Origin of the sequence: Nocardioides yefusunii (assembly GCF_004014875.1) — a bacterium.
Classification (GTDB): Bacteria; Actinomycetota; Actinomycetes; order Propionibacteriales; family Nocardioidaceae; genus Nocardioides; species Nocardioides yefusunii.
Window position 1 is genome coordinate 407,735 of the sequence record NZ_CP034929.1, and the last position, 18,429, is coordinate 426,163.

The window sequence follows — 18,429 nt, forward strand, 5'->3', positions numbered from 1 at the left end:
CACCGACACAGCACTGACACAGCACTGACACAGTGCTGAACGGGAGGCCCCGCTTCGACCACGGTCGAGGCGGGGCCTCCTGCTTCATTCTGTGCCGGATAGTCTCGGGGCGCTGTCCGCTGCTGGTCCGAGGAGATTCCGTTGAGCATCCAGGTCGTCGTTCCCACCGCCGAACTCGCCGAGGCCGTCGGTCCCGTCACGGGTGCCGAGTTCACGGTCTGGAACGGCGACGGTGACGCTCTCACCCACGTGGACCTCTGGGTGCCCGACTACTCCACCCACCCCAGCGTCATCGACCGGGTGCAGGCCTTCGGATCCGTCGGTGCGGTCCAGTTGCAGACCGCCGGGTACGACGGCGTCCCGGAGCGGATGCCCGCCGGCGTCTCCTTGCACAGCGCCGTCGGAGTGCACGACGACGCCACCGCCGAGCACGCCGTCGGAATGACGCTGGCCGTGCTGCGCGGCATCCCCGAGTCGGTCCGCAACGCCGACACCGGCACCTGGGTGCGGATGCCGGGACGTCAGTCGCTCGCCGACGCCCGCGTCATGATCCTGGGTTACGGCTCGATCGGGCGTGCGGTGGCCGAGCGTCTGGTCCCGATGAAGGCGCACGTCACCGGCGTCGCGACCCGTCCCCGGCCCGACGACGTCGTCGGACAGGTGCGCGGCTTCGACGAGCTCGACGCACTGCTGCCGAAGCAGGACGTCGTCATCGTCCTGGTCCCGCACAACGCCGCCACCGACAAGCTCGTCGACGCCAGCTTCTTGGCGAAGATGGCTGACGGCGCGCTGCTGGTCAACGTCGCCCGCGGGGGAGTGGCCGACACCGACGCGATCCTCGCCGAGGCCGGACGCCTGCGCTTCGCCCTCGACGTCACCGACCCCGAGCCCCTGCCCGACGGCCACCCGCTGTTCAACGCCCCCGGCGTGCTGATCACCCCGCACGTCGCCGGTGGCACCACCGCGATGCTGCCGCGCATGGCTGCGGTGATCCGCGCCCAGGTGACGCGTCTGGTCGCCGGCGAGCCGCTCGCCCACGTCGTCCACCCGGTCTGAGGCACTCGCTTCGCTCGCCTGCGCAATTGTCGGATTGATGCCACTCCGGCGGCGTGTCGACGCATCAATCCCACAATTGCGGACCGGTGCACGGGTTCTCCGGGCGTGTCCCGGCGGCTGCGCCTAACCTCGGACGTCCCTGATGCCGACCCGAGGTGACTCCGTGAACCGCCGTACCGCTGCTCCCGTCCTGCTCGTCGCACTCGCACTGCCGATGCTCCCGACGCTGACCGCCCCGGCCTCCGCTGCCGACGCGTGTTCGTCGCGCACCGTCAACCCGCGCAAGGCGATCGCTCCCAAGACGTTTGCCAAGTGCACGGTCGCGGCGATGAAGAAGTCGAAGACCGTCGTCATCCGGACCACGCAGTCCGGCGGTCCGACCGGGAAGGGCCCCTACCGGTTCGGGAAGACCACCGACGCCTCCGTCAGCAGCAGCGACGGCTCCAAGCAGGTCGCTCTCGGCAAGAACTTCTGGATGAAGCCGGCGGGTGAGGGATGGTCGAAGGGCAAGAAGAACGGCAACGCCGACGAGCAGCTCGCCCACTTCACCGGGGTGTTGTGGCGCGCCAATGCCTCTGCAGCCTCCTACAAGCGGGCGCTCGGCTCGAGCACGGTGAAGTGGAAGTGGACCGGCGTCGAGAAGAAGATCAACGGCGTCAAGGCCCGCGAATATGCCGGCAAGCCGGTGTTCGAAGGTGTCAAGGTCTCCGCCTACACGGTGTGGCTGGACACTCAGTACCGCCCCATCCGGGTCGCCTCCACCGTCACCGGGTTCGGCGTGACGGTGAAGAGCAAGCAGGACTTCACCAAGTGGGGCAAGAAGGTCACCATCAAGGCGCCGAAGGTCAAGTGAGCCGATGACGGCAACCCCCACGCCGGACGACTTCCGGGCGCTGGCACGCTCGTCGCCGTGGTTGTGCACCAGTGCGCACATCACCCGACGGATGCACAGGGACGGCGTCCACCAGGTCGTCGAGGCGTGGTTGCGTCGTCCGGGTGAGTTGACCGTTCTCGACGAGAACGGTGAGCACTCCTGGGCAGCCGGCATGCAGACCTACGTGCCGCCGTCGGTGGTCGCCGCGTGGTCGGGGATGCCGGAGAGGTACGCCGACGACGTCGTCGCGGCTCGCGCTGCGTCGTTGAGGTGGGTGCACGCGGCGGAACCGATGCGTCGCGAGGACGGCCTGGTTGCCGTCCGGCCCGACCAAGGGCAGGAGTGGCTCGCCGCGACGGGTCAGGTGCCCGAGGCGTACGAAGTCGACGACCCGATGTACGACAACTATGTCTGGGTCGCGATGCTCGACCCGCTCGAACTCTCCGCCGGTGTCGCGCTGCGCGATGTCAACGTGACCACCCACCACGGACGCGAGGCGTGGGCAGCCCTCGCGGTGACAGAGCCGGCCTACGAGCCCCGCTGCGGATGCTGCCCGCTGCTGGAGAACGCCCACACCGCACGTCAGGAGTACGGCGACGAGAAACGTCTCGTCGCTGCGGCGTACCCGGTCGCGCACCGCGTGGTTCTGGATCGTGCCACCGGGTTCGTCGTCAGCGTGGCCCCGGTCTGGGGTCGGGAGGACGGACGACGCGATCTCGGGTTCGACCTGGAGATCCACGCCTCCGCCTGACCCGGCCGTGGCGACGGGCTCGTAGGCTCGACGCATGGCTCGTCGACTCGTCCCCGCTGACCGTTCCGAGGTCGAGGCTGCGCTGGCCGCCGACCCGAAGGGCCGCGCGGAGTGGAAGCTGCTGACCAAGCACTACATGGCGTTGCTGGAGGAGAAGGCGCCCGGGCACTCCGTCGAGGTGCGGGTCCCGCCGTACGCCGCGGTCCAGGTGATCCCGGGCGTCAAGCACACCCGCGGCACCCCGCCGGCCGTCGTCGAGACCGACGCCGCGACCTGGGTCGCGTTGGCGCGTGGGGAGATGACGTGGGCCGAGGCTGAGGCGTCGGGCAAGGTGAGTGCGAGCGGGCAGCGCGCTGACCTGGAGCCCTGGCTGCCCCTCGCCTGACGTCAGACCCCACCGGTTTGGGTCGCGAAAACGCCGTTTTCACGACCCAAACCGGTGGGGCGCGCGAGACCCGGAGGGGCGGGACGCCCACGAGCGCGGCATCATGTGCCCATGGACGTCACCTCACTCGCCTGGCGCACCGACATCGCTGTCCTCGAGGCCTCGGGCAGCACCGTCCGCGACTGTGGAACCCACCTGCTGGTGACCACCCCGGACAACCCGACGTACCACTGGGGCAACTTCCTGCTCCTGAAGAACCTCCCGCTCGCCGGCGGTGCGCGCGAGGTCATGGGCGCCTACGACACGTGGTTCCGCACCAACCGTTTCCGCGCGATCGGCATCGACTCCACCACCGACCTCGACACCGTCGAGTTCGAGCAGGCCGGCATGGACAAGGACGTCTCGCACGTCATGACCGCGGCTCGCCTCGTCGCGCCGGAGCGCCGTTTCGTCGGCGGCGGGATCCGTCCGATCACCTCCGACGAGTGGAAGAAGTGGGTCGACCTCGAGCTGTCGGTCTACGCCGACGACGCCCGCTACACCCGCACCTACGTCGAGGGCCGCGCCCGTCAGGAGCAGCGTCTGGTCGAGGCCGGTCGCGGGTATCGCTGGGGTGTCTTCGTCGACGGGCGTCTCGCTGCGTCCGCAGGTCTGTACGACGTCGGGGACGGCGTCTTCCGCTTCCAGTCGGTGGCCACCCATGGCCGTCGTCGCAAGCAGGGCATCGCCTCCACGCTGATCCACCGGATGGGGGAGTGGGCCGCCGCCCGGGGTGCCCGCCAGTTGGTGATGGTCGCTGATCCTGAGGGTCCGGCGTTCGGCTGCTACTCCCGTCTCGGCCTGGAGACCGTCGAGGTCGCCGTCGAACTGCACCAGGCGCTCGAGGGTGCGATCGCCTGACGCTCCGTCCTCTCGTCCTGCTGCGTGTTCCCCCTTGCGGGACGTCATAAGGATCGAGGGTCCTGCGCCCGGATCGTTATGACGTCCGGGAGCGCAGCGGCGGGAAGAGCGCCCGGAGCGGAGTTACCGTGGACGCCATGAGTGACACCCTCCGCGCCCGCATCACCGAACTGCTCCCCGGCCTCCGCGCCGACCTCGAGGACCTGGTCCGCATCGAGTCCGTCTCCGCCGACCCCGCCCGGGCCGGAGAGGTGCAGCGCAGCGCCGAGAAGGTGCGCGACCTCTTCGCCGCCGAGGGCTTCGACGTCCAGGTCGTCTCCACCAACGACGACGGTTCCGCACCGGCCGTGATCGGCCGCAAGAACGGCCCCGCCGGTGCCCCGACCGTCCTGTTGTACGCCCACCACGACGTCCAGCCCGAGAACGACCATGCCGACTGGGACACCCCGCCGTTCGAGCCGACCGTCGTGGGAGACCGCCTCTACGGTCGCGGCACCGCCGACGACAAGGCCGGCGTCATCACCCACCTGGCCGCCGTGCGCGCCTTCGGTGACGAGCTGCCCGTCAACGTCGTGATCTTCGTCGAGGGCGAGGAGGAGACCGGTTCGGAGTCCCTGCCCGCGATCCTCGAGCAGTACAAGTCCGAGCTGGCCTGCGACGTCATCGTCATCGCCGACTCCGGCAACTGGGACATCGGCGTCCCGGCCCTCACCACGTCGCTGCGCGGTCTCGTGCGCGCCGACGTCGAGGTCCGCACCCTCACCCACGCCGTCCACTCCGGCATGTGGGGCGGCCTCGTCCCCGACGCCCTGGTCGCGCTCTCGCACCTCATCGCCTCCTTCCACGACAAGGACGGCAACCTCCTCATCGAGGGCCTGCACTCCGGCCCGGCCGCCGACGTCGAGTACCCCGAGGAGCGCCTGCGCGCCGAGTCCGGTGCAGTCCCCGGCATCGAGTGGATGGGCCACGGCTCGGCCGTTGAGCGTCTCTGGACCCAGCCCGCGCTGGCGATCACCGGCCTCGACGCCCCCAAGGTCGACGGTGCCTCCAACACCCTCGTCCCGGCCGCGCGCGCCAAGATCAGCCTGCGCACCGCCCCCGGCGACAACGCCGAGAACGTCGCCGCGCGCCTCAAGGAGCACGTCGAGAAGAACGTCCCCTTCGGTGCCGAGGTGACCTTCACCGTCGTCGACACCGGCGAGGCCACCTCGATCGACGCCACCGGCCCGGTCTACGACGCCGCGCGCGCCGCGTTCGCCGAGGCCTGGGACGGTACCGCTCCGGTCGACATGGGCGTGGGTGGCTCGATCCCGTTCATCGCCGAGTTCCTGGAGTCGTTCCCTGACGCTGCGGTCCTGGTGACCGGCGTCGAGGACCCCGACACCCGCGCCCACGGCGCCAACGAGGGCCTGCACCTGGCCGAGTGGGAGAAGGTCCTGCTCGCCGAGACGCTGATGCTCAAGAACGTCGCCGAGACGTTGGCCTGACGACTGACGACTGACGACTGACGCCTGACGTACATAGGGCGCACTCCCGTCGACCGGGAGCGCGCCCTGTGTACGTGTGTCCGGTGGGCACGCGTGCCCGTGCCGCTCAGACGGTGGTGACAGGAGCGTTGAACGCAACGCCGCCGTTGGACGCGGTCGCGGTGACGGTCAGGGTGGTGGGCGTGGTGCTGCCGAACGTGAGGCGCTGGTTGGCGGGCGAGGTCCATGAGGCTCCGGGGAGGACGCGGACCTGCCCCAGGGAGGTGCCGTCCGGGATCGTCATGGAGAACGCGTTGACCGGGTTGGCTGCCGACGGGGTCGGGGACAGGGTGATGCCCAAGGACGCGTACGGGAAAGGATTGCCGAAGACGAGCAGTTCGAAGTCGGTGACGGGTTCAGAGCTCTCGAATCTGACGACGAGGCCGGTGACGGTGGCGTCACCGGTGTTGATGATGGTTGAGGCGGCGATCTCGACCTGGGTGCCGGTGCGTATCGGGGTGCCGCCGCTGGACGACGTCGAGAGGTCGGGGGCCGGGGCGGGCGGCGTCGACCCGGCGAACGCCGGGGACATGGCGGCGACCGAGACGGCCGGGACGCTCCATGCGGCGGCGTGGACGACAGAGCGCCTGGTGGGGGTGAGTGCAGACATGATGGATCCCTCCGTTGGGGGCCCGCCCGGTCAGTGTCGTACGGACACCGCTCCCTCCCGGCGTGACCCAGTGCACAGGGCAGGCTAGGTAACTGGCCGGTGACTCCGCGTACCCGGTTTGAAGGAGATTTCCTCGTGCCACTCGTGCTCGCCGTCCGCGACCACGTCCTCTGCTGTGGTCTCAGGTCAGGGCGGCCTTCGGGAACGTCGCCGTGAACGTGGTGCCGTGCCCGTAGGTAGAGGTGCAGTGCAAGGTACCGCCGTGCCTGGCCACGATCCGGTGCGCGATCGCGAGACCCAGACCGGTTCCGGGCAGCTTCACCGCGGCCGGGTTGGTGGAACGGAAGAACTCGGTGAACAGGTGCGGGAGGTCCTCGCGGGAGATCCCCATTCCGGTGTCCTCGACGGTGAGGACGACTGCATCGGGCTCGTCGCTGATCCGGACCTCGACGTGTCCGCCGTCGGGGGTGTACTTCGTGGCGTTGCTGATGAGGTTGGTGAGCACCTGCTCCAGCCCTGCCGGTTCGCCCTGGACGACGACGCTGTCCGGAGCGACGACGTGCATGCTCAGGCCCTTGCGTTCGACGGTGACGCGCAGCAGGTCGAGGGTCTCCTCGACGCCGGCGCGCAGGTCGTACGGCTCGGGTTCGAACAGGAGCTGCGGGTCGTTGGCCTTGCCGAGCGCGAGCAGGTCGTCGACGAGGCGTTGCATCCGGGCTGCGCCGCGTTCAACCGAGGCCACCGAGCTGCGCGCGGAGGGCGGCAGGTCGCTGCCCTCGAGAAGTTCGGCGTGCCCCAGGATCGAGGTGAGCGGGTTCTTGAGCTCGTGCGCCAGCGTCGCGATCAGACGTGACTTGTAGGAGTCGAGCTCGCGGAGCTCGGCGACCACCTGACGTTCGCGTTCGAAGGTGCGGGCGTTGAGCAGGGCCCGGCCGAGGTCGTGGCCGATGTCGAGGGCGGTGCGCTTCTCCGACTCGGTCCAGGGGCGGGGTTCGTCGAGGCGGGTCAGCACCAGGTTGCCCAGACATTCAGGGCCGGCGCCGAGCGGCACGAACAGCATCGAGGTCAGGTCGATGGCGCGCATGAAGTCGAGGACGAGCTGTTCCTGCTGCGGCGTCATCGCCTCGCTGCGGGGCACCCGCTCGGAGATCTCGGCGACGCTCTGCGCCTCCCACAGCAGCCGGGCCGCAGGCCGGGCGACCTGACGCAGTTCTTCGCCGAGGTGCACCTCGAAGCCATTGGTGGAGTAGATCGCGCCGGCGGCGTCGACGCCGCCGTCGAAGGTCTGCAGCCAGATGCCCGAGGCGTCGAACGTCTCGGTGAGCGCGGCCTGGCAGTAGCCGATGATGTGTTCGACCGACAGCCGTGAGGAGGCTTCGCGCACGACCTTGCGGACGGCGTCGGCCATTCGCATGTGTTCGTCGAGCTCGAGGCGTTCGAGCGCGTAGATGAGGGTGCGGCGCACCTGCTCGACGTAGTTCTCCAGGTGCGCGAGGGCGTTGGCGTCGGGGCGCTGGCCGTCGCGGGGACGGTCGACGGCGACGAGCCCGCGCAGGTTCTGGAAGCCGTCGCGGATGGCGGCGACGAGGACGTCGTGGTCCTCGACGGTGTCGGGGTCGGTGGCGTCGGGAGAGGGTTCGCTCGTCTGGTCGCTGAGGATGACGAGTGAGCGGAACGGCACCAGGTAGAGGTCACCCCAGCGGTCACAGGTGTGGAGCAACTTCTCTGCGCGTTCGCAGGGCAGGGTGCGTCCCAGCAGGAGCTGACGGGTGGGGCGGTCGCCGGCCACGGCCAGCGTCTCGAGGCGGTCGTGGAAGGCCACGGAGATCGCGACGGTCGCGAATTCGGTTGTCTCGGAGACGCCCAGCGCGAGGTTGCGCAGGGCATCGAGGAAGACGCGCGTGCTCGTGGCCCTGTCGATCACGGCCATCACTTCACCCCCCCGGTGCATCGTTCGCGCTCACTGTAGGGGGGAGGGCGGTCACGGTGAATGGTTTGAGTCCGTTCATCAATTTTTGTTACTACCGGGTATCGATCATGCGGCGGTTGGACACACACTGGTACGGACCTCTGGTAACGAAAGTGTGACCGTCGCAACCCGTCCAGAGACGCCCTCGCCGCATTCCGAGGGGCAGGGCGGCCGTACACTTGCGGCGTGGCTCACCCCAGCAACATGCGCAAGGGTGGCGACGGTCGTCTCACCGCCGCCATCGACCCCCAGGACCAGGGACCTCAGGACGCATGTGGCGTCTTCGGGGTCTGGGCGCCAGGCGAGGACGTCGCCAAGTTGTCGTACTACGGCATCTACGCGCTCCAGCACCGCGGCCAGGAATCGGCCGGCATTGCGGTCAGCAACGGCAAGCAGATCCTCGTCTACAAGGACATGGGACTCGTCTCCCAGGTCTTCGACGAGTCGACGCTGGAGTCGCTGGTCGGACATGTCGCGATCGGTCACGCCCGGTACTCCACGACCGGTGCCTCGACGTGGCACAACGCCCAGCCGACGTTCCACCCGACGCCCAACGGCTCGCTGGCACTGGCGCACAACGGCAACCTGACCAACACGGCCGATCTCGCCGCCACCCTGGCCGAGCTCGAGGGTGAGGGTGCCGACCAGCGCATGCCCGGCGCCACCAACGACACCTCCGTCGTGACCGCACTGCTCGCGCACCACCCCGACCAGACGGTCGAGGAGCGTGCCCTCGAGCTGCTGCCCCACGTCAAGGGCGCCTTCTGCTTCGTGTGGATGGACGAGAACACTCTCTACGCCGCGCGTGACCCCCAGGGCATCCGCCCGCTCGTGCTCGGTCGCCTCGAGCGCGGCTGGGTCGTGGCGTCCGAGACCGCCGCCCTCGACATCGTCGGCGCCTCGTTCGTCCGCGAGATCGAGCCCGGCGAGATGATCGCCGTCGACGCGGACGGTCTGCGCACCACCCGCTTCGCCGAGGCAGCCCCCAAGCACTGCCTCTTCGAGTTCGTCTACCTGGCTCGCCCCGACACCCTGATGAACGACCAGCGCGTTCACTCGGTGCGCGTCGAGATCGGCCGTCGTCTGGCTGACGCCCACCCGGTCGAGGCCGACCTCGTCATCCCCGTCCCGGAGTCCGGCACCCCGTCCGCGATCGGTTACGCCGAGCGCTCGGGCATCCCGTACGGCACCGGCCTGGTGAAGAACTCCTACGTGGGTCGCACCTTCATCCAGCCCTCGCAGACCATCCGTCAGCTCGGCATCCGCCTGAAGCTGAACCCGCTGCGCGACGTGATCGAGGGCAAGCGTCTCGTCGTCGTCGACGACTCCATCGTCCGCGGCAACACCCAGCGCGCCCTGGTCCGCATGCTCCGCGAGGCAGGCGCCAAGGAGGTCCACGTCCGGATCTCCTCGCCGCCGGTCAAGTGGCCCTGCTTCTACGGCATCGACTTCGCCACCCGTGCGGAGCTGATCGCCAACGGTCTGGGCATCGACGAGATCCGCCGTTCGATCGACGCCGACTCCCTCGGCTACATCGACCTCGAGGAGCTGGTCGACGCCACGACGGTCCCGATGGACAACCTCTGCCGTGCGTGCTTCGACGGCGAGTACCCGGTCAAGCTGCCCGACCCGACCCTGGGCGGCAAGGCCGTTCTCGAGAAGTCGTCCTGCGGCGGCATCGAGACCTCCCCGGCCACCGACGTCGACGGCCTGGCCGTCTCCGGCGGCGGCGTGGGCGGCGAGACCGCACTGCTGCAGCCCTGAACGCCTGCAGCACCCCTGACGCACCCGTAACAGCCCCACAGCACCACCACCTGATCAGAACCGGAGTGGATCACCCGTGACCGACGCAACCAACGCCTACGCCGTCGCAGGCGTCGACATCGAGGCCGCCGACCGCGCCATCGACCTGATGAAGGAGTGGGTGGAGAAGGCCCGTCGTCCTGAGCAGATCGGTGGACTGGGCGGCTTCGCCGGCCTCTTCGACGCCTCCGCGCTGACGAAGTACAAGCGTCCGCTGCTCGCGACCTCCACCGACGGTGTCGGCACCAAGGTCGCCATCGCGCAGAAGATGGACGTCCACGACACCATCGGCCACGACCTCGTGGGCATGGTCGTTGACGACCTCGTCGTCTGTGGCGCCGAGCCGCTCTTCATGACCGACTACATCGCCACCGGCAAGGTCGTCCCCGAGCGCATCGCTGCGATCGTCAAGGGCATCGCCGAGGCGTGCGTCCTGGCCGGCACCGCGCTGGTCGGTGGCGAGACCGCTGAGCACCCGGGTCTGCTGCACCCTGACGAGTACGACGTCGCAGGCGCTGCCACCGGCGTCGTCGAGGCCAACCAGTTGCTCGGTGCCGAGCGCGTCCGTGCCGGTGACGTCGTCATCGCGATGGAGGCCTCGGGCCTGCACTCCAACGGCTACTCGCTGGTGCGCCACGTCTTCTTCAACCAGGCCAAGTGGGAGCTCGACCGCGAGGTCGCCGAGCTCGGTTCCACGCTCGGTCAGGAGCTGCTGGTCCCGACCCGCATCTACACGAAGTCGTGCCTCGAGATCGCCCGCAACACCGAGACCCACGCGCTGTCGCACGTGACCGGTGGCGGTCTGGCCGCCAACCTCGAGCGCGTCATGCCCAAGGAGCTCACCGCGACCCTGGACCGCGCCACCTGGACCCCGCAGCCGATCTTCGACCTCGTCCGCAAGGTCGGCGAGGTCAAGCAGGCCGACCTCGAGGCCACGCTCAACTGCGGCGTCGGCATGGTCTCCCTGACCGCCCCCGACTCCGTCGACGACGTGATCGCCCGTCTGGCCACTCACGGCATCAAGGCATGGGTCGCCGGCGAGGTCCGCGAGGCCGGCGCCGGCGAGGCCGGCAAGGTCGCGCTGACCGGTCAGCACCCGGGCTGGTGACCTGAGGCCGGCCCTCGTCGGTCGGCCGAGCAGGTCGCCTTCCTGCGCTTCTCGACGCCCCGTCGCCCCGTCAGTGGGGAGGCGGGGCGTCGTCGCGTCCCGGGGCCGCAGGAGCCGCTCTGGGGGCCCGGGGGCAGTTGGAGGGATGCCAGGTGGGGCATGCTCGCGCGCGGCGCCGCACGGGGCTGCTGAGGCCCCTGGTCCAGACCATGCGCGGACGCAGACGGGGGTGCAACGGGGGAGGGACGGGGGTCCCCGTTCGGGTGGTCCATGCCACACAGGATCGGCTTTTTGTGCGCTCTGAGCGAATATCGCACCGGTGGCGACGCAAAATCCGGACCTGGGTGTGCAGGAATGACCAGGGAGCGGGTAGCGTGACCCTCACGAGTATCCAGACAAAAGCCCGGGGACCACGGCGCTAGACGCCCAAGGCCCCGGCCAAGCGTGCGAGGGGGTCGGACCCTATGGGGCGCGGCCGAGCTAAGGCTAAGCAGACGAAGGTCGCCCGCGACCTGAAGTACCGGACTCACGAGACCGACTTCGGGGCGCTGGCCAAGGAGCTGCATGGCGATCCAGGCAGCAGTTCTGATCGGGACGAGCCGGAACAGTCAGAAGACTGGCCCGACTACGGCCCGAGTCGAGATTGACCCCTTTGGGGTCAGACTCCACGGGTTCCTCGCGCGGTTGACGGCTGTCGTACGTCCTCGGACGTCCAGCCCAGCCTGAAACCTCGCAGACGCCCAGCGTTGTTGATGCGGCGCTCGGCGAGACTTCTGTCTGTCCTTCGGGTCAGCCAGGGTCTCGCCGAGCGTTCGCGACGCAACACCTCTGCGTTCTCGACCCAGGTCGGGGACGCCTTCAGCGACCGTTGAGCCCAGCTCCGGTCGCTTCTCTCGTTGCTGGGGTCGCGACTCAGGCGTCGAGCGCCATCACGACGAGATCGCCGTGGGTGCCGTAGCCCAGCAGGTCGCCGGCCCGGGGTGTTCCGTCGAAGGTGACCAGAAGGCGGCGCCCGTCGACGTCGACCAGGGTCGGCCACGGGATGTTCGAGGGGTACGGGGCGTCGAGCGTCCCGACCTCGGTCAGTGAGGGGTCCAGGACCGGGTAGCGCTCCCGAAAGCCGCGGGGGTTGTCACGCCCGTCGCTGGCCAGCAGCCGCAGGCCGGCTGCGGTGCGGTGCCACGTGGTGCCCTCGGTCGCGCGACGAGAGGTGAGTGCCGCGTCGAGCGTCAGGGAGTCGAGACGTGGGCCGCTGGCCGTCACCGGGTGGAACGAGAACCACTTGCGGGCGCTGACGTAGGCGACCCGCCACACGTCGTCGTCCCGGATCAAGTGCGGGTCCCAGACGCCGAGGGAGGTGAAACCGTCGGTGGGCAGGGGGAGTTCGGTGGTGTCGAGCAGGTGCTCGCCACGCGTGATGTCGACGGCGGTACGGACCAGGGTGCACCGCACCTGTGGGTTGCGCTCGGTGTGGAAGTCCGACCAGGTGCTGGCTGCGACCGTCCACGGCGCGTCGGGGGAGCTGGGGTCGTGGACCACGTGGACGGCGTGGTCACCGAATGCGCCGGGGACGTCGGGACGGCGGAACCACAGGTCGGAGACGTGGGTCAGGCGGTGGTGGCGCGGGTCGAGGAGGAACAGGCCGGTGTGGGCGGTGTCGAAGAATCCCGGGCCGGCGCAGGTGGCGCTCAACAGCACCTGAGCGTTGCGCAGTACCGGGGTGCCGTCGGGCAGGGTCACGGCCCGCACGTCGCGCAGGCCGAGTTGGCCGAAGGTTCCGGCCCGCACCTCACGCAGCACGTGGGCACCGACACCGACGCCGGCGGAGAGGTCGGCCAGCCACGCGTCGTCGCGGACGGCGACGAGGTCGCCGAGGTCGTGACGGGCCCGGGCCACCCACTCGCCGTTCTCCAGGGTGAGGACGGTCAGATGGGTGCCGGTCAACGTCAGTGCCATCGCCTCGGGGCGGGTGGTGACGGTGCCCCGGCGACGGCTGCGGTGGGTGGTCTGGCGTGAACCTCCGACGGTGACGCCCAGCGCCAGCGCCCCCGAGACCGGGTCCCAGAGAGCGGCGAAGGAGTCCCCGCCCGAGGAGAGCACCAACGACACCGGATCGGTCGAGGGGCTCTCGTGGGAGAAGGTGCCCAGCACCGTCACGAAGGGTGCCTGCCGTGGTACCGGGGTGAGTTCGCCCGCACGCATGCTGCACGGCACCGAGGTGCGGGGACGGAGGAGTTCGACCGGACGGATCCGGGCAACCTCGCGGTAGCTGGAGGGCACGTGTGCAGTGTGCCAGCGCCCCGGTCACCGGGCGGGTTCGACGCGGGGTGGAAGACTGAGCGCGTACGGTCACGGGGGCGGGCGTTCGCTGCCGCGGGGCCCGGTCTGGTCCCGGGCATGTGAGCTGGGCCTGCGGGCTGCGGAAGGAAACGTGAAGAAGTCAGTTCTGGTTGCTGGGACGGCGGGGCTCGGTGGTCTCGTCCTGGCTGGCGTGCTCGCTGTCTCCTCCGGTCTCGTCAGCACCGACGTGCTCGACCGGGTGCAGGTGCCCGGTGCCGGCACCGACAGTGCGGTGCTCCCGCTGGCCGACGACGTCGACGCTCCGCTGTACCGCGCGCCCGCCGCCTCGCGGGGGGCCAACCGGGTGCCGACCGTCGACTCAGGCTGGGTGCGGCGCACCGCTGAGGCCACCGGGATCCCTGAGCCCGCGGTGCGGGCCTACGGCACCGCGGTGCTCAACCTGCCCGACGACGGCTGTGCCCTGGGCTGGACGACGCTGGCCGGGATCGGCTGGGTGGAGTCGCAGCACGGCACGATCGACGGCCGGACCCTGGGTGACGACGGACGCTCCTCGGAGGCGATCCTGGGGCCTGCGCTGAACGGCGTCGACTTCGCCGCGATCCCGGCGACGGCGGAGAGCACGTTGATGCACGGCGACCCGACCTGGGACCATGCGGTCGGACCGATGCAGTTCATCCCCTCGACGTGGAAGCGCTGGGGGCGTGACGGCGACGGTGACGGTGTCGCGGACCCGCACGACCTCGACGACGCGGCCGCGTCCACCGCCGCCTACCTGTGCCACGACGGCCACGACCTGGCGACGTCGTCGGGCTGGAACGCCGCTGTCTTCTCCTACAACCACGAGAACGCCTACGTGGTGTCGGTCTTCGAGGCTGCTGACCGTTACGGCCGCGCTACGAGCTGACCGTCGCAGCGGCTGTTCGGTGCGGAGTTGGTCCGCGCGGGGGAGCGGGGGCAGCAGCCATGAAAAGCCAGAAGGCCCCGACCGAAGTCGGGGCCTTCTGTTGTTGGTGGGCAGGGGCGGGGTCGAACCGCCGACCTTTCGAGTTTCAGTCGAACGCTCGTACCAACTGAGCTACCTGCCCAACGAGAAGAAAACTTACCCGATGGGTCCGGGGGTGTGAAATCGGGGGTCCAGGAATCCCTCTCGGGGCGGATCGGCAGGGGCGCGCGCACGCGCGCGTCCGTGGGTGAGCGCGCGGGAGCGGGCATGCCCGGGCCCGGCTGCGGAGGGAGTGGTGGGGCTGGGGAGCGGATCGACGGAGTGGATCAATCTCCCGGACACGCCGACCCGACATTTGGGCACGGGAGGGGGTGCCCCTATGCTGGCTCTGTCGCAAGCCCTCATCGTCTAGCGGCCTAGGACGTCGCCCTTTCACGGCGGTAGCACGGGTTCGAATCCCGTTGGGGGTACAGACAACGCTTCAGCTCCGACCTGGTTCAGGTCGGAGCTGAAGTCATTTCTGGGCTTGCCTGCGAGCGTTCCGGCCGGAGATCTCGGGCGGCCACTGCGGCGCGCAGGATCTGGCGACTCAGTGTTTCTGCAGTTCACGCGTGGTGTGATGGTCCGCCTGTGGCGAGCCCCGGCGGGGTACGCCACCCCCGATTGGTCCCGATCTCGCCGGTGGGCTAATGTTTCTCCTGTTGCCGGGCCTGCCCGGGAATGAAGTGCGATCAAGGCCCCGTAGCGCAGTTGGTTAGCGCGCCGCCCTGTCACGGCGGAGGTCGCGGGTTCGAGTCCCGTCGGGGTCGCAAGTACGAAGCCCTCCTGAGAGATCAGGGGGGCTTCGCTGCATTTCGCGGTCCTGGGTGCGCGCCCGGGGCTCTCTGGGCTGGTCGCGGTCCGGGAGTGCGCCCGAAATGCGCGATCTGGGCAGAGGTGGGCTAATGTTCTTCCTGTTGCCGGGTCACTCCGGTGATGAAGTGCGATCAAGGCCCCGTAGCGCAGTTGGTTAGCGCGCCGCCCTGTCACGGCGGAGGTCGCGGGTTCGAGTCCCGTCGGGGTCGCAAGTACGAAGCCCTCCTGGTTCCAGGAGGGCTTCGCTGCATTTCAGGGTTCTCTGCCTATGCTCGCCGCGTGGAGATCACTGCCGAGGAGTTCGACGTGCTCGTCGACCGAGCGCTCGACGACGTCCCCGACGAGCTGGCGTCGTTGGTCCACAACGTCGTCGTCCTGGTCGAGGACGAGCCGCCTGCTGACGACCCCGACCTCTTGGGCTACTACGACGGTTGGGCCCTGACTGAACGTCAGGCCAACCATGCCGGTGCGCTCCCGGACCGGATCCTGCTCTTCCGCAACCCGCTGATGGAGATGTGCGAGACGCACGACGAGCTCGTCGACGAGATCGGCATCACCGTGGTCCACGAGATCGCACACCACTTCGGCATCGACGACGCCAGACTCCACGAACTCGGCTACGCCTGAGGCGCCCGGCTCACCCGTGGGAGGTGAGTTGTGCCCGCGCGCGTCGGGAGTGGGGGCACGGCGTCGGCGGGTGCCCGGACGTCTGCCGGAGGAACTCCTCGAACATCCACGCCATCAGGGCCTTCTGCTCCGGGGTGCGTGCCAAGGAGAGCAACTGTTGGCTGGTGCAGAACTGATCGGCGACGTCCAGTGTGTCGAGGAAGTCGCGGAAGACGTCGGCGGAGAGTGGAGACGCCTCCAGCACGACGTCGATCTCGTCGTCGCCGCGGGCGTGTGCCTCCTGGGTGACGCGGATGGAGTCGCGGAGGCTGCGCGGGGAGAACTGGCCCTGGAAGTGCAGGAAGTGTGGCGACAGCTCGTGGGTGACGGGGTAGTCGACGGTGTGGGAGATCGAGAGCAGCCGGAGTTCACGACGCAGGTTGCTGTAGTGGGTGAGCATCGAGTGGAAGAGACGAGCGTCCAGGGCCTCGAACCGGATCGGTCGTGAGCCGGGCAGCGGGGCGCCGGGCACGGGCTTGAGGTCCTCGAACACGCCGAGCACGGGCTCGTCGGCGATGTCGCCGGCGGGCTCGAACCAGACGACCTTGCCGCTCTCCTCGATCGTGGTGCCCCACGTGGTGGCCGTGAGTGCGACCAGGGTGAGGCCACGTCCGTAGGTCTCGAGGCCGTGGTTGCTGTTGGCCCACTCGGCGGGGCGGGCCAGGGGGAGTGTCGGCGGGCAGTGCGAGGCGTCGAAGACCTCGATCCGGGGGTGCGCCGCAGTGCCGCGCACGCGTACGTCGACGGGTTCCTTGCCGTGCAGGATCGCGTTGGTGACCAACTCCGAGACGCCCAACTCTGCGCTGTGAACGAGGTCTTCACGACCCAGGTCGCGGCAGACGGAGGCCACCCAGCGTCGCGCGACGGCGGCCGCGCGTGGCGACGTGTCGAGTGCGAGCGCATCGCGATTGAGTGGCACAGCCAACTTCCTTGGGCGAGGGGGTCTGGACCCAGCATTACTCACATACCCCGAGAACGGGAGGGCAAGCCTGTTTCCAGACATTACTTCCAGTGAAAGATACTTCGGGGTGATGCGCGGCACGTCCGGGCCTGCGGTTGTGGACCCCTGCTTGGCGTCATGGCACCTTGCGGGCAAGACTGGTACTTCTGAGTCTTCATGGCTCGCGGATCAGTTGGAGGAAGGCAGCATCCACATGGCAGGCCAGAACGAGACCGCCCCGGAACGTCACCGCGTCGTCGTCATCGGGTCCGGCTTCGGCGGGCTCTTCACCACGAAGGCGCTGCGTCGTGACGACGTCGAGGTCACCGTGGTCGCGAAGACCACCCACCATCTCTTCCAGCCCCTCCTGTACCAGGTCGCGACCGGCATCCTCTCCGAGGGATCCATCGCGCCGCCCACCCGCGAGGTCCTCGCCAAGCAGAAGAACGCCAGCGTCCTGCTCGGTGAGGTCACCGACATCGACCTCGAGAAGAAGACCGTCACCTCGGTCGTCCTCGGTCGACCCACCGTCAGCGAGTACGACTCCCTCGTCGTCGCCGCCGGTGCCAGCCAGTCCTACTTCGGCAACGACCACTTCGCCGAGTTCGCCCCCGGCATGAAGTCGATCGACGACGCCCTCGAGCTGCGCGGCCGCATCTTCGGCGCCTTCGAGATGGCCGAGATCGGCGCGAGCCGTGGCGACAACGTCGACCACCTGCTCACCTTCGTCGTCGTCGGTGCCGGTCCGACCGGTGTCGAGATGGCCGGTCAGATCGCCGAGCTGGCCCACCGCACGCTCAAGAACGACTTCCGCCACATCAACCCCGACGACGCCCGCGTCATCCTGGTTGACGCGGCTCCGCAGGTCCTCCCGCCGTTCGGCGCCAAGCTCGGCGCCGAGGCGAAGAAGGAGCTCGAGAAGGCCGGCGTCGAGGTCATGCTCGGCGCGATGGTCACCGACCTGGACGAGCGCGGCCTGACCGTGAAGTTCAAGGACGGCGAGACCAAGCGCATCGACTCCGTCGCCAAGATCTGGGCCGCCGGTGTCCAGGCGTCCTCGCTCTCGAAGACGCTGGCCGAGCAGTCGGGCGCCACGCTCGACCGCGCCGGTCGCATCGGTGTCAACCCGGACCTGACCCTGCCGGGTCACCCCGAGGTCTTCGTCGTCGGCGACATGATCGCGCTGAACAACCTCCCCGGTGTCGCGCAGGTCGCGATCCAGGGCGGCAAGTACACCGCCAAGACGATCAAGGCTCGTCTCGACAACAAGGCCCCGCTGGAGCCGTTCAAGTACTTCGACAAGGGCTCGATGGCCATCATCAGCCGCTTCAACGCGGTCGTGATGATGGGCAAGTTCCGCCTGACCGGCTTTATCGCCTGGCTGGCGTGGCTCTTCCTGCACCTGCTGTACATCACCGGCTTCAAGGGTCGCCTGACCGCGCTGCTGCACTGGGCGATCTCGTTCCTGGGCCGCGGTCGCTCCGAGCGCACCACGACCGTCCAGCAGATCTTCGCCCGTCAGGCGCTGCAGCGACTCGAACACGGTGCTGCTGACCTCGTCTCCGAGCCGGGCAAGTACGACTCCCAGCGCAAGGCAGCAGCTGAGGCCGAGGTCGCTCGCCGCGAGGAGCTCGAGACGTGGGCTGCCGAAGAGGCACGCCTCAGCGACGCCAACGAGCGCGGCAAGCAGCAGAAGAGCTGAGCCCCACGCACTGACGTGAAGAACCCCCTGTGACCGTGAG

Annotated in this window: 16 protein-coding genes and 4 tRNA genes; 15 read left to right on the top strand and 5 right to left on the bottom strand. The window is 69.1% G+C overall.

Going from position 1 to position 18,429, the window contains the following annotated elements; translation table 11 throughout:
• The first annotated feature begins 141 nt into the window (after positions 1-141).
• The 6 genes from EOV43_RS01715 to EOV43_RS01740 all read left to right on the top strand — a co-directional run bounded on the left by EOV43_RS01715 (position 142) and on the right by EOV43_RS01740 (position 5,453).
• A complete protein-coding gene (locus tag EOV43_RS01715) occupies positions 142-1,056 on the top strand; it encodes a 2-hydroxyacid dehydrogenase (protein WP_206611367.1) in 915 nt (304 codons plus the stop codon).
• A gap of 163 nt (positions 1,057-1,219) precedes the next feature.
• A complete protein-coding gene (locus EOV43_RS01720) occupies positions 1,220-1,909 on the top strand; it encodes a hypothetical protein (RefSeq protein WP_128219402.1) in 690 nt (229 codons plus the stop codon).
• A gap of 4 nt (positions 1,910-1,913) precedes the next feature.
• Entirely contained in the window at positions 1,914-2,681 is a 768-nt protein-coding gene (locus EOV43_RS01725; protein WP_128219403.1) for a hypothetical protein, read from the top strand.
• Positions 2,682-2,715: 34 nt separating this feature from the next.
• A complete protein-coding gene (locus EOV43_RS01730; RefSeq protein WP_128219404.1) occupies positions 2,716-3,066 on the top strand; it encodes a sterol carrier family protein in 351 nt (116 codons plus the stop codon).
• A 111-nt stretch (positions 3,067-3,177) separates the two neighbouring features.
• On the top strand, positions 3,178-3,966 hold the full coding sequence (locus EOV43_RS01735; RefSeq protein ID WP_128219405.1) for a GNAT family N-acetyltransferase: 789 nt from the start codon (positions 3,178-3,180) through the stop codon (positions 3,964-3,966).
• Between the two features lie 137 nt (positions 3,967-4,103).
• Entirely contained in the window at positions 4,104-5,453 is a 1,350-nt protein-coding gene (locus tag EOV43_RS01740; protein ID WP_128219406.1) for a dipeptidase, read from the top strand.
• A gap of 106 nt (positions 5,454-5,559) precedes the next feature.
• On the opposite strand, the gene EOV43_RS01745 is transcribed toward EOV43_RS01740, so the two are convergent.
• Entirely contained in the window at positions 5,560-6,102 is a 543-nt protein-coding gene (locus EOV43_RS01745) for a hypothetical protein (protein WP_128219407.1), read from the bottom strand.
• 181 nt (positions 6,103-6,283) lie between these two features.
• A complete protein-coding gene (locus EOV43_RS01750) occupies positions 6,284-8,032 on the bottom strand; it encodes a sensor histidine kinase (protein ID WP_164878614.1) in 1,749 nt (582 codons plus the stop codon).
• A 243-nt stretch (positions 8,033-8,275) separates the two neighbouring features.
• Between EOV43_RS01750 and purF the strand changes: the two genes are divergently transcribed.
• From purF to EOV43_RS01765, 3 genes are all read left to right on the top strand, one after another.
• Positions 8,276-9,835 carry an amidophosphoribosyltransferase gene (gene purF / locus EOV43_RS01755; protein WP_128222086.1) on the top strand — a complete coding sequence of 520 codons (1,560 nt, stop codon included), beginning with the start codon at positions 8,276-8,278 and terminating at the stop codon, positions 9,833-9,835.
• 76 nt (positions 9,836-9,911) lie between these two features.
• Positions 9,912-10,982 (top strand): phosphoribosylformylglycinamidine cyclo-ligase, encoded by a 1,071-nt coding sequence (gene purM / locus EOV43_RS01760; RefSeq protein ID WP_128219409.1) that lies wholly within the window; start codon positions 9,912-9,914, stop codon positions 10,980-10,982.
• A 464-nt stretch (positions 10,983-11,446) separates the two neighbouring features.
• Complete coding sequence (locus tag EOV43_RS01765) at positions 11,447-11,629, top strand: DUF3073 domain-containing protein (protein ID WP_128219410.1); 183 nt, start codon at positions 11,447-11,449, stop codon at positions 11,627-11,629.
• Positions 11,630-11,894: 265 nt separating this feature from the next.
• Here the strand turns inward: EOV43_RS01765 and EOV43_RS01770 are convergent, their stop codons facing one another.
• Positions 11,895-13,262, bottom strand: coding sequence for a hypothetical protein (locus tag EOV43_RS01770; RefSeq protein ID WP_128219411.1), 1,368 nt, complete (start codon positions 13,260-13,262; stop codon positions 11,895-11,897).
• A 151-nt stretch (positions 13,263-13,413) separates the two neighbouring features.
• Between EOV43_RS01770 and EOV43_RS01775 the strand changes: the two genes are divergently transcribed.
• Positions 13,414-14,187, top strand: a complete 774-nt coding sequence (locus tag EOV43_RS01775; protein WP_239022181.1) for a lytic transglycosylase domain-containing protein — start codon at positions 13,414-13,416, stop codon at positions 14,185-14,187.
• 104 nt (positions 14,188-14,291) lie between these two features.
• On the opposite strand, the gene EOV43_RS01780 is transcribed toward EOV43_RS01775, so the two are convergent.
• Positions 14,292-14,368: transfer RNA gene (locus EOV43_RS01780), tRNA-Phe, on the bottom strand.
• Positions 14,369-14,623: 255 nt separating this feature from the next.
• Between EOV43_RS01780 and EOV43_RS01785 the strand changes: the two genes are divergently transcribed.
• From EOV43_RS01785 to EOV43_RS01800, 4 genes are all read left to right on the top strand, one after another.
• Positions 14,624-14,696 (top strand) — tRNA-Glu (locus tag EOV43_RS01785).
• A 265-nt stretch (positions 14,697-14,961) separates the two neighbouring features.
• Positions 14,962-15,035 (top strand) — tRNA-Asp (locus EOV43_RS01790).
• 181 nt (positions 15,036-15,216) lie between these two features.
• Positions 15,217-15,290: transfer RNA gene (locus EOV43_RS01795), tRNA-Asp, on the top strand.
• Positions 15,291-15,360: 70 nt separating this feature from the next.
• Positions 15,361-15,708, top strand: coding sequence for a metallopeptidase family protein (locus EOV43_RS01800; RefSeq protein ID WP_164878615.1), 348 nt, complete (start codon positions 15,361-15,363; stop codon positions 15,706-15,708).
• 10 nt (positions 15,709-15,718) lie between these two features.
• Here EOV43_RS01800 and EOV43_RS01805 read toward each other — a convergent pair whose 3' ends face one another.
• The gene (locus EOV43_RS01805) at positions 15,719-16,666 is read right to left on the bottom strand and encodes an ATP-binding protein (protein ID WP_164878616.1); all 948 of its coding nucleotides are present in this window, start codon (positions 16,664-16,666) and stop codon (positions 15,719-15,721) included.
• A 235-nt stretch (positions 16,667-16,901) separates the two neighbouring features.
• Here EOV43_RS01805 and EOV43_RS01810 point away from each other — a divergent pair, with 235 nt between their 5' ends.
• Positions 16,902-18,389 carry an NAD(P)/FAD-dependent oxidoreductase gene (locus tag EOV43_RS01810; RefSeq protein WP_128219414.1) on the top strand — a complete coding sequence of 496 codons (1,488 nt, stop codon included), beginning with the start codon at positions 16,902-16,904 and terminating at the stop codon, positions 18,387-18,389.
• Positions 18,390-18,429: the final 40 nt, after the last annotated feature.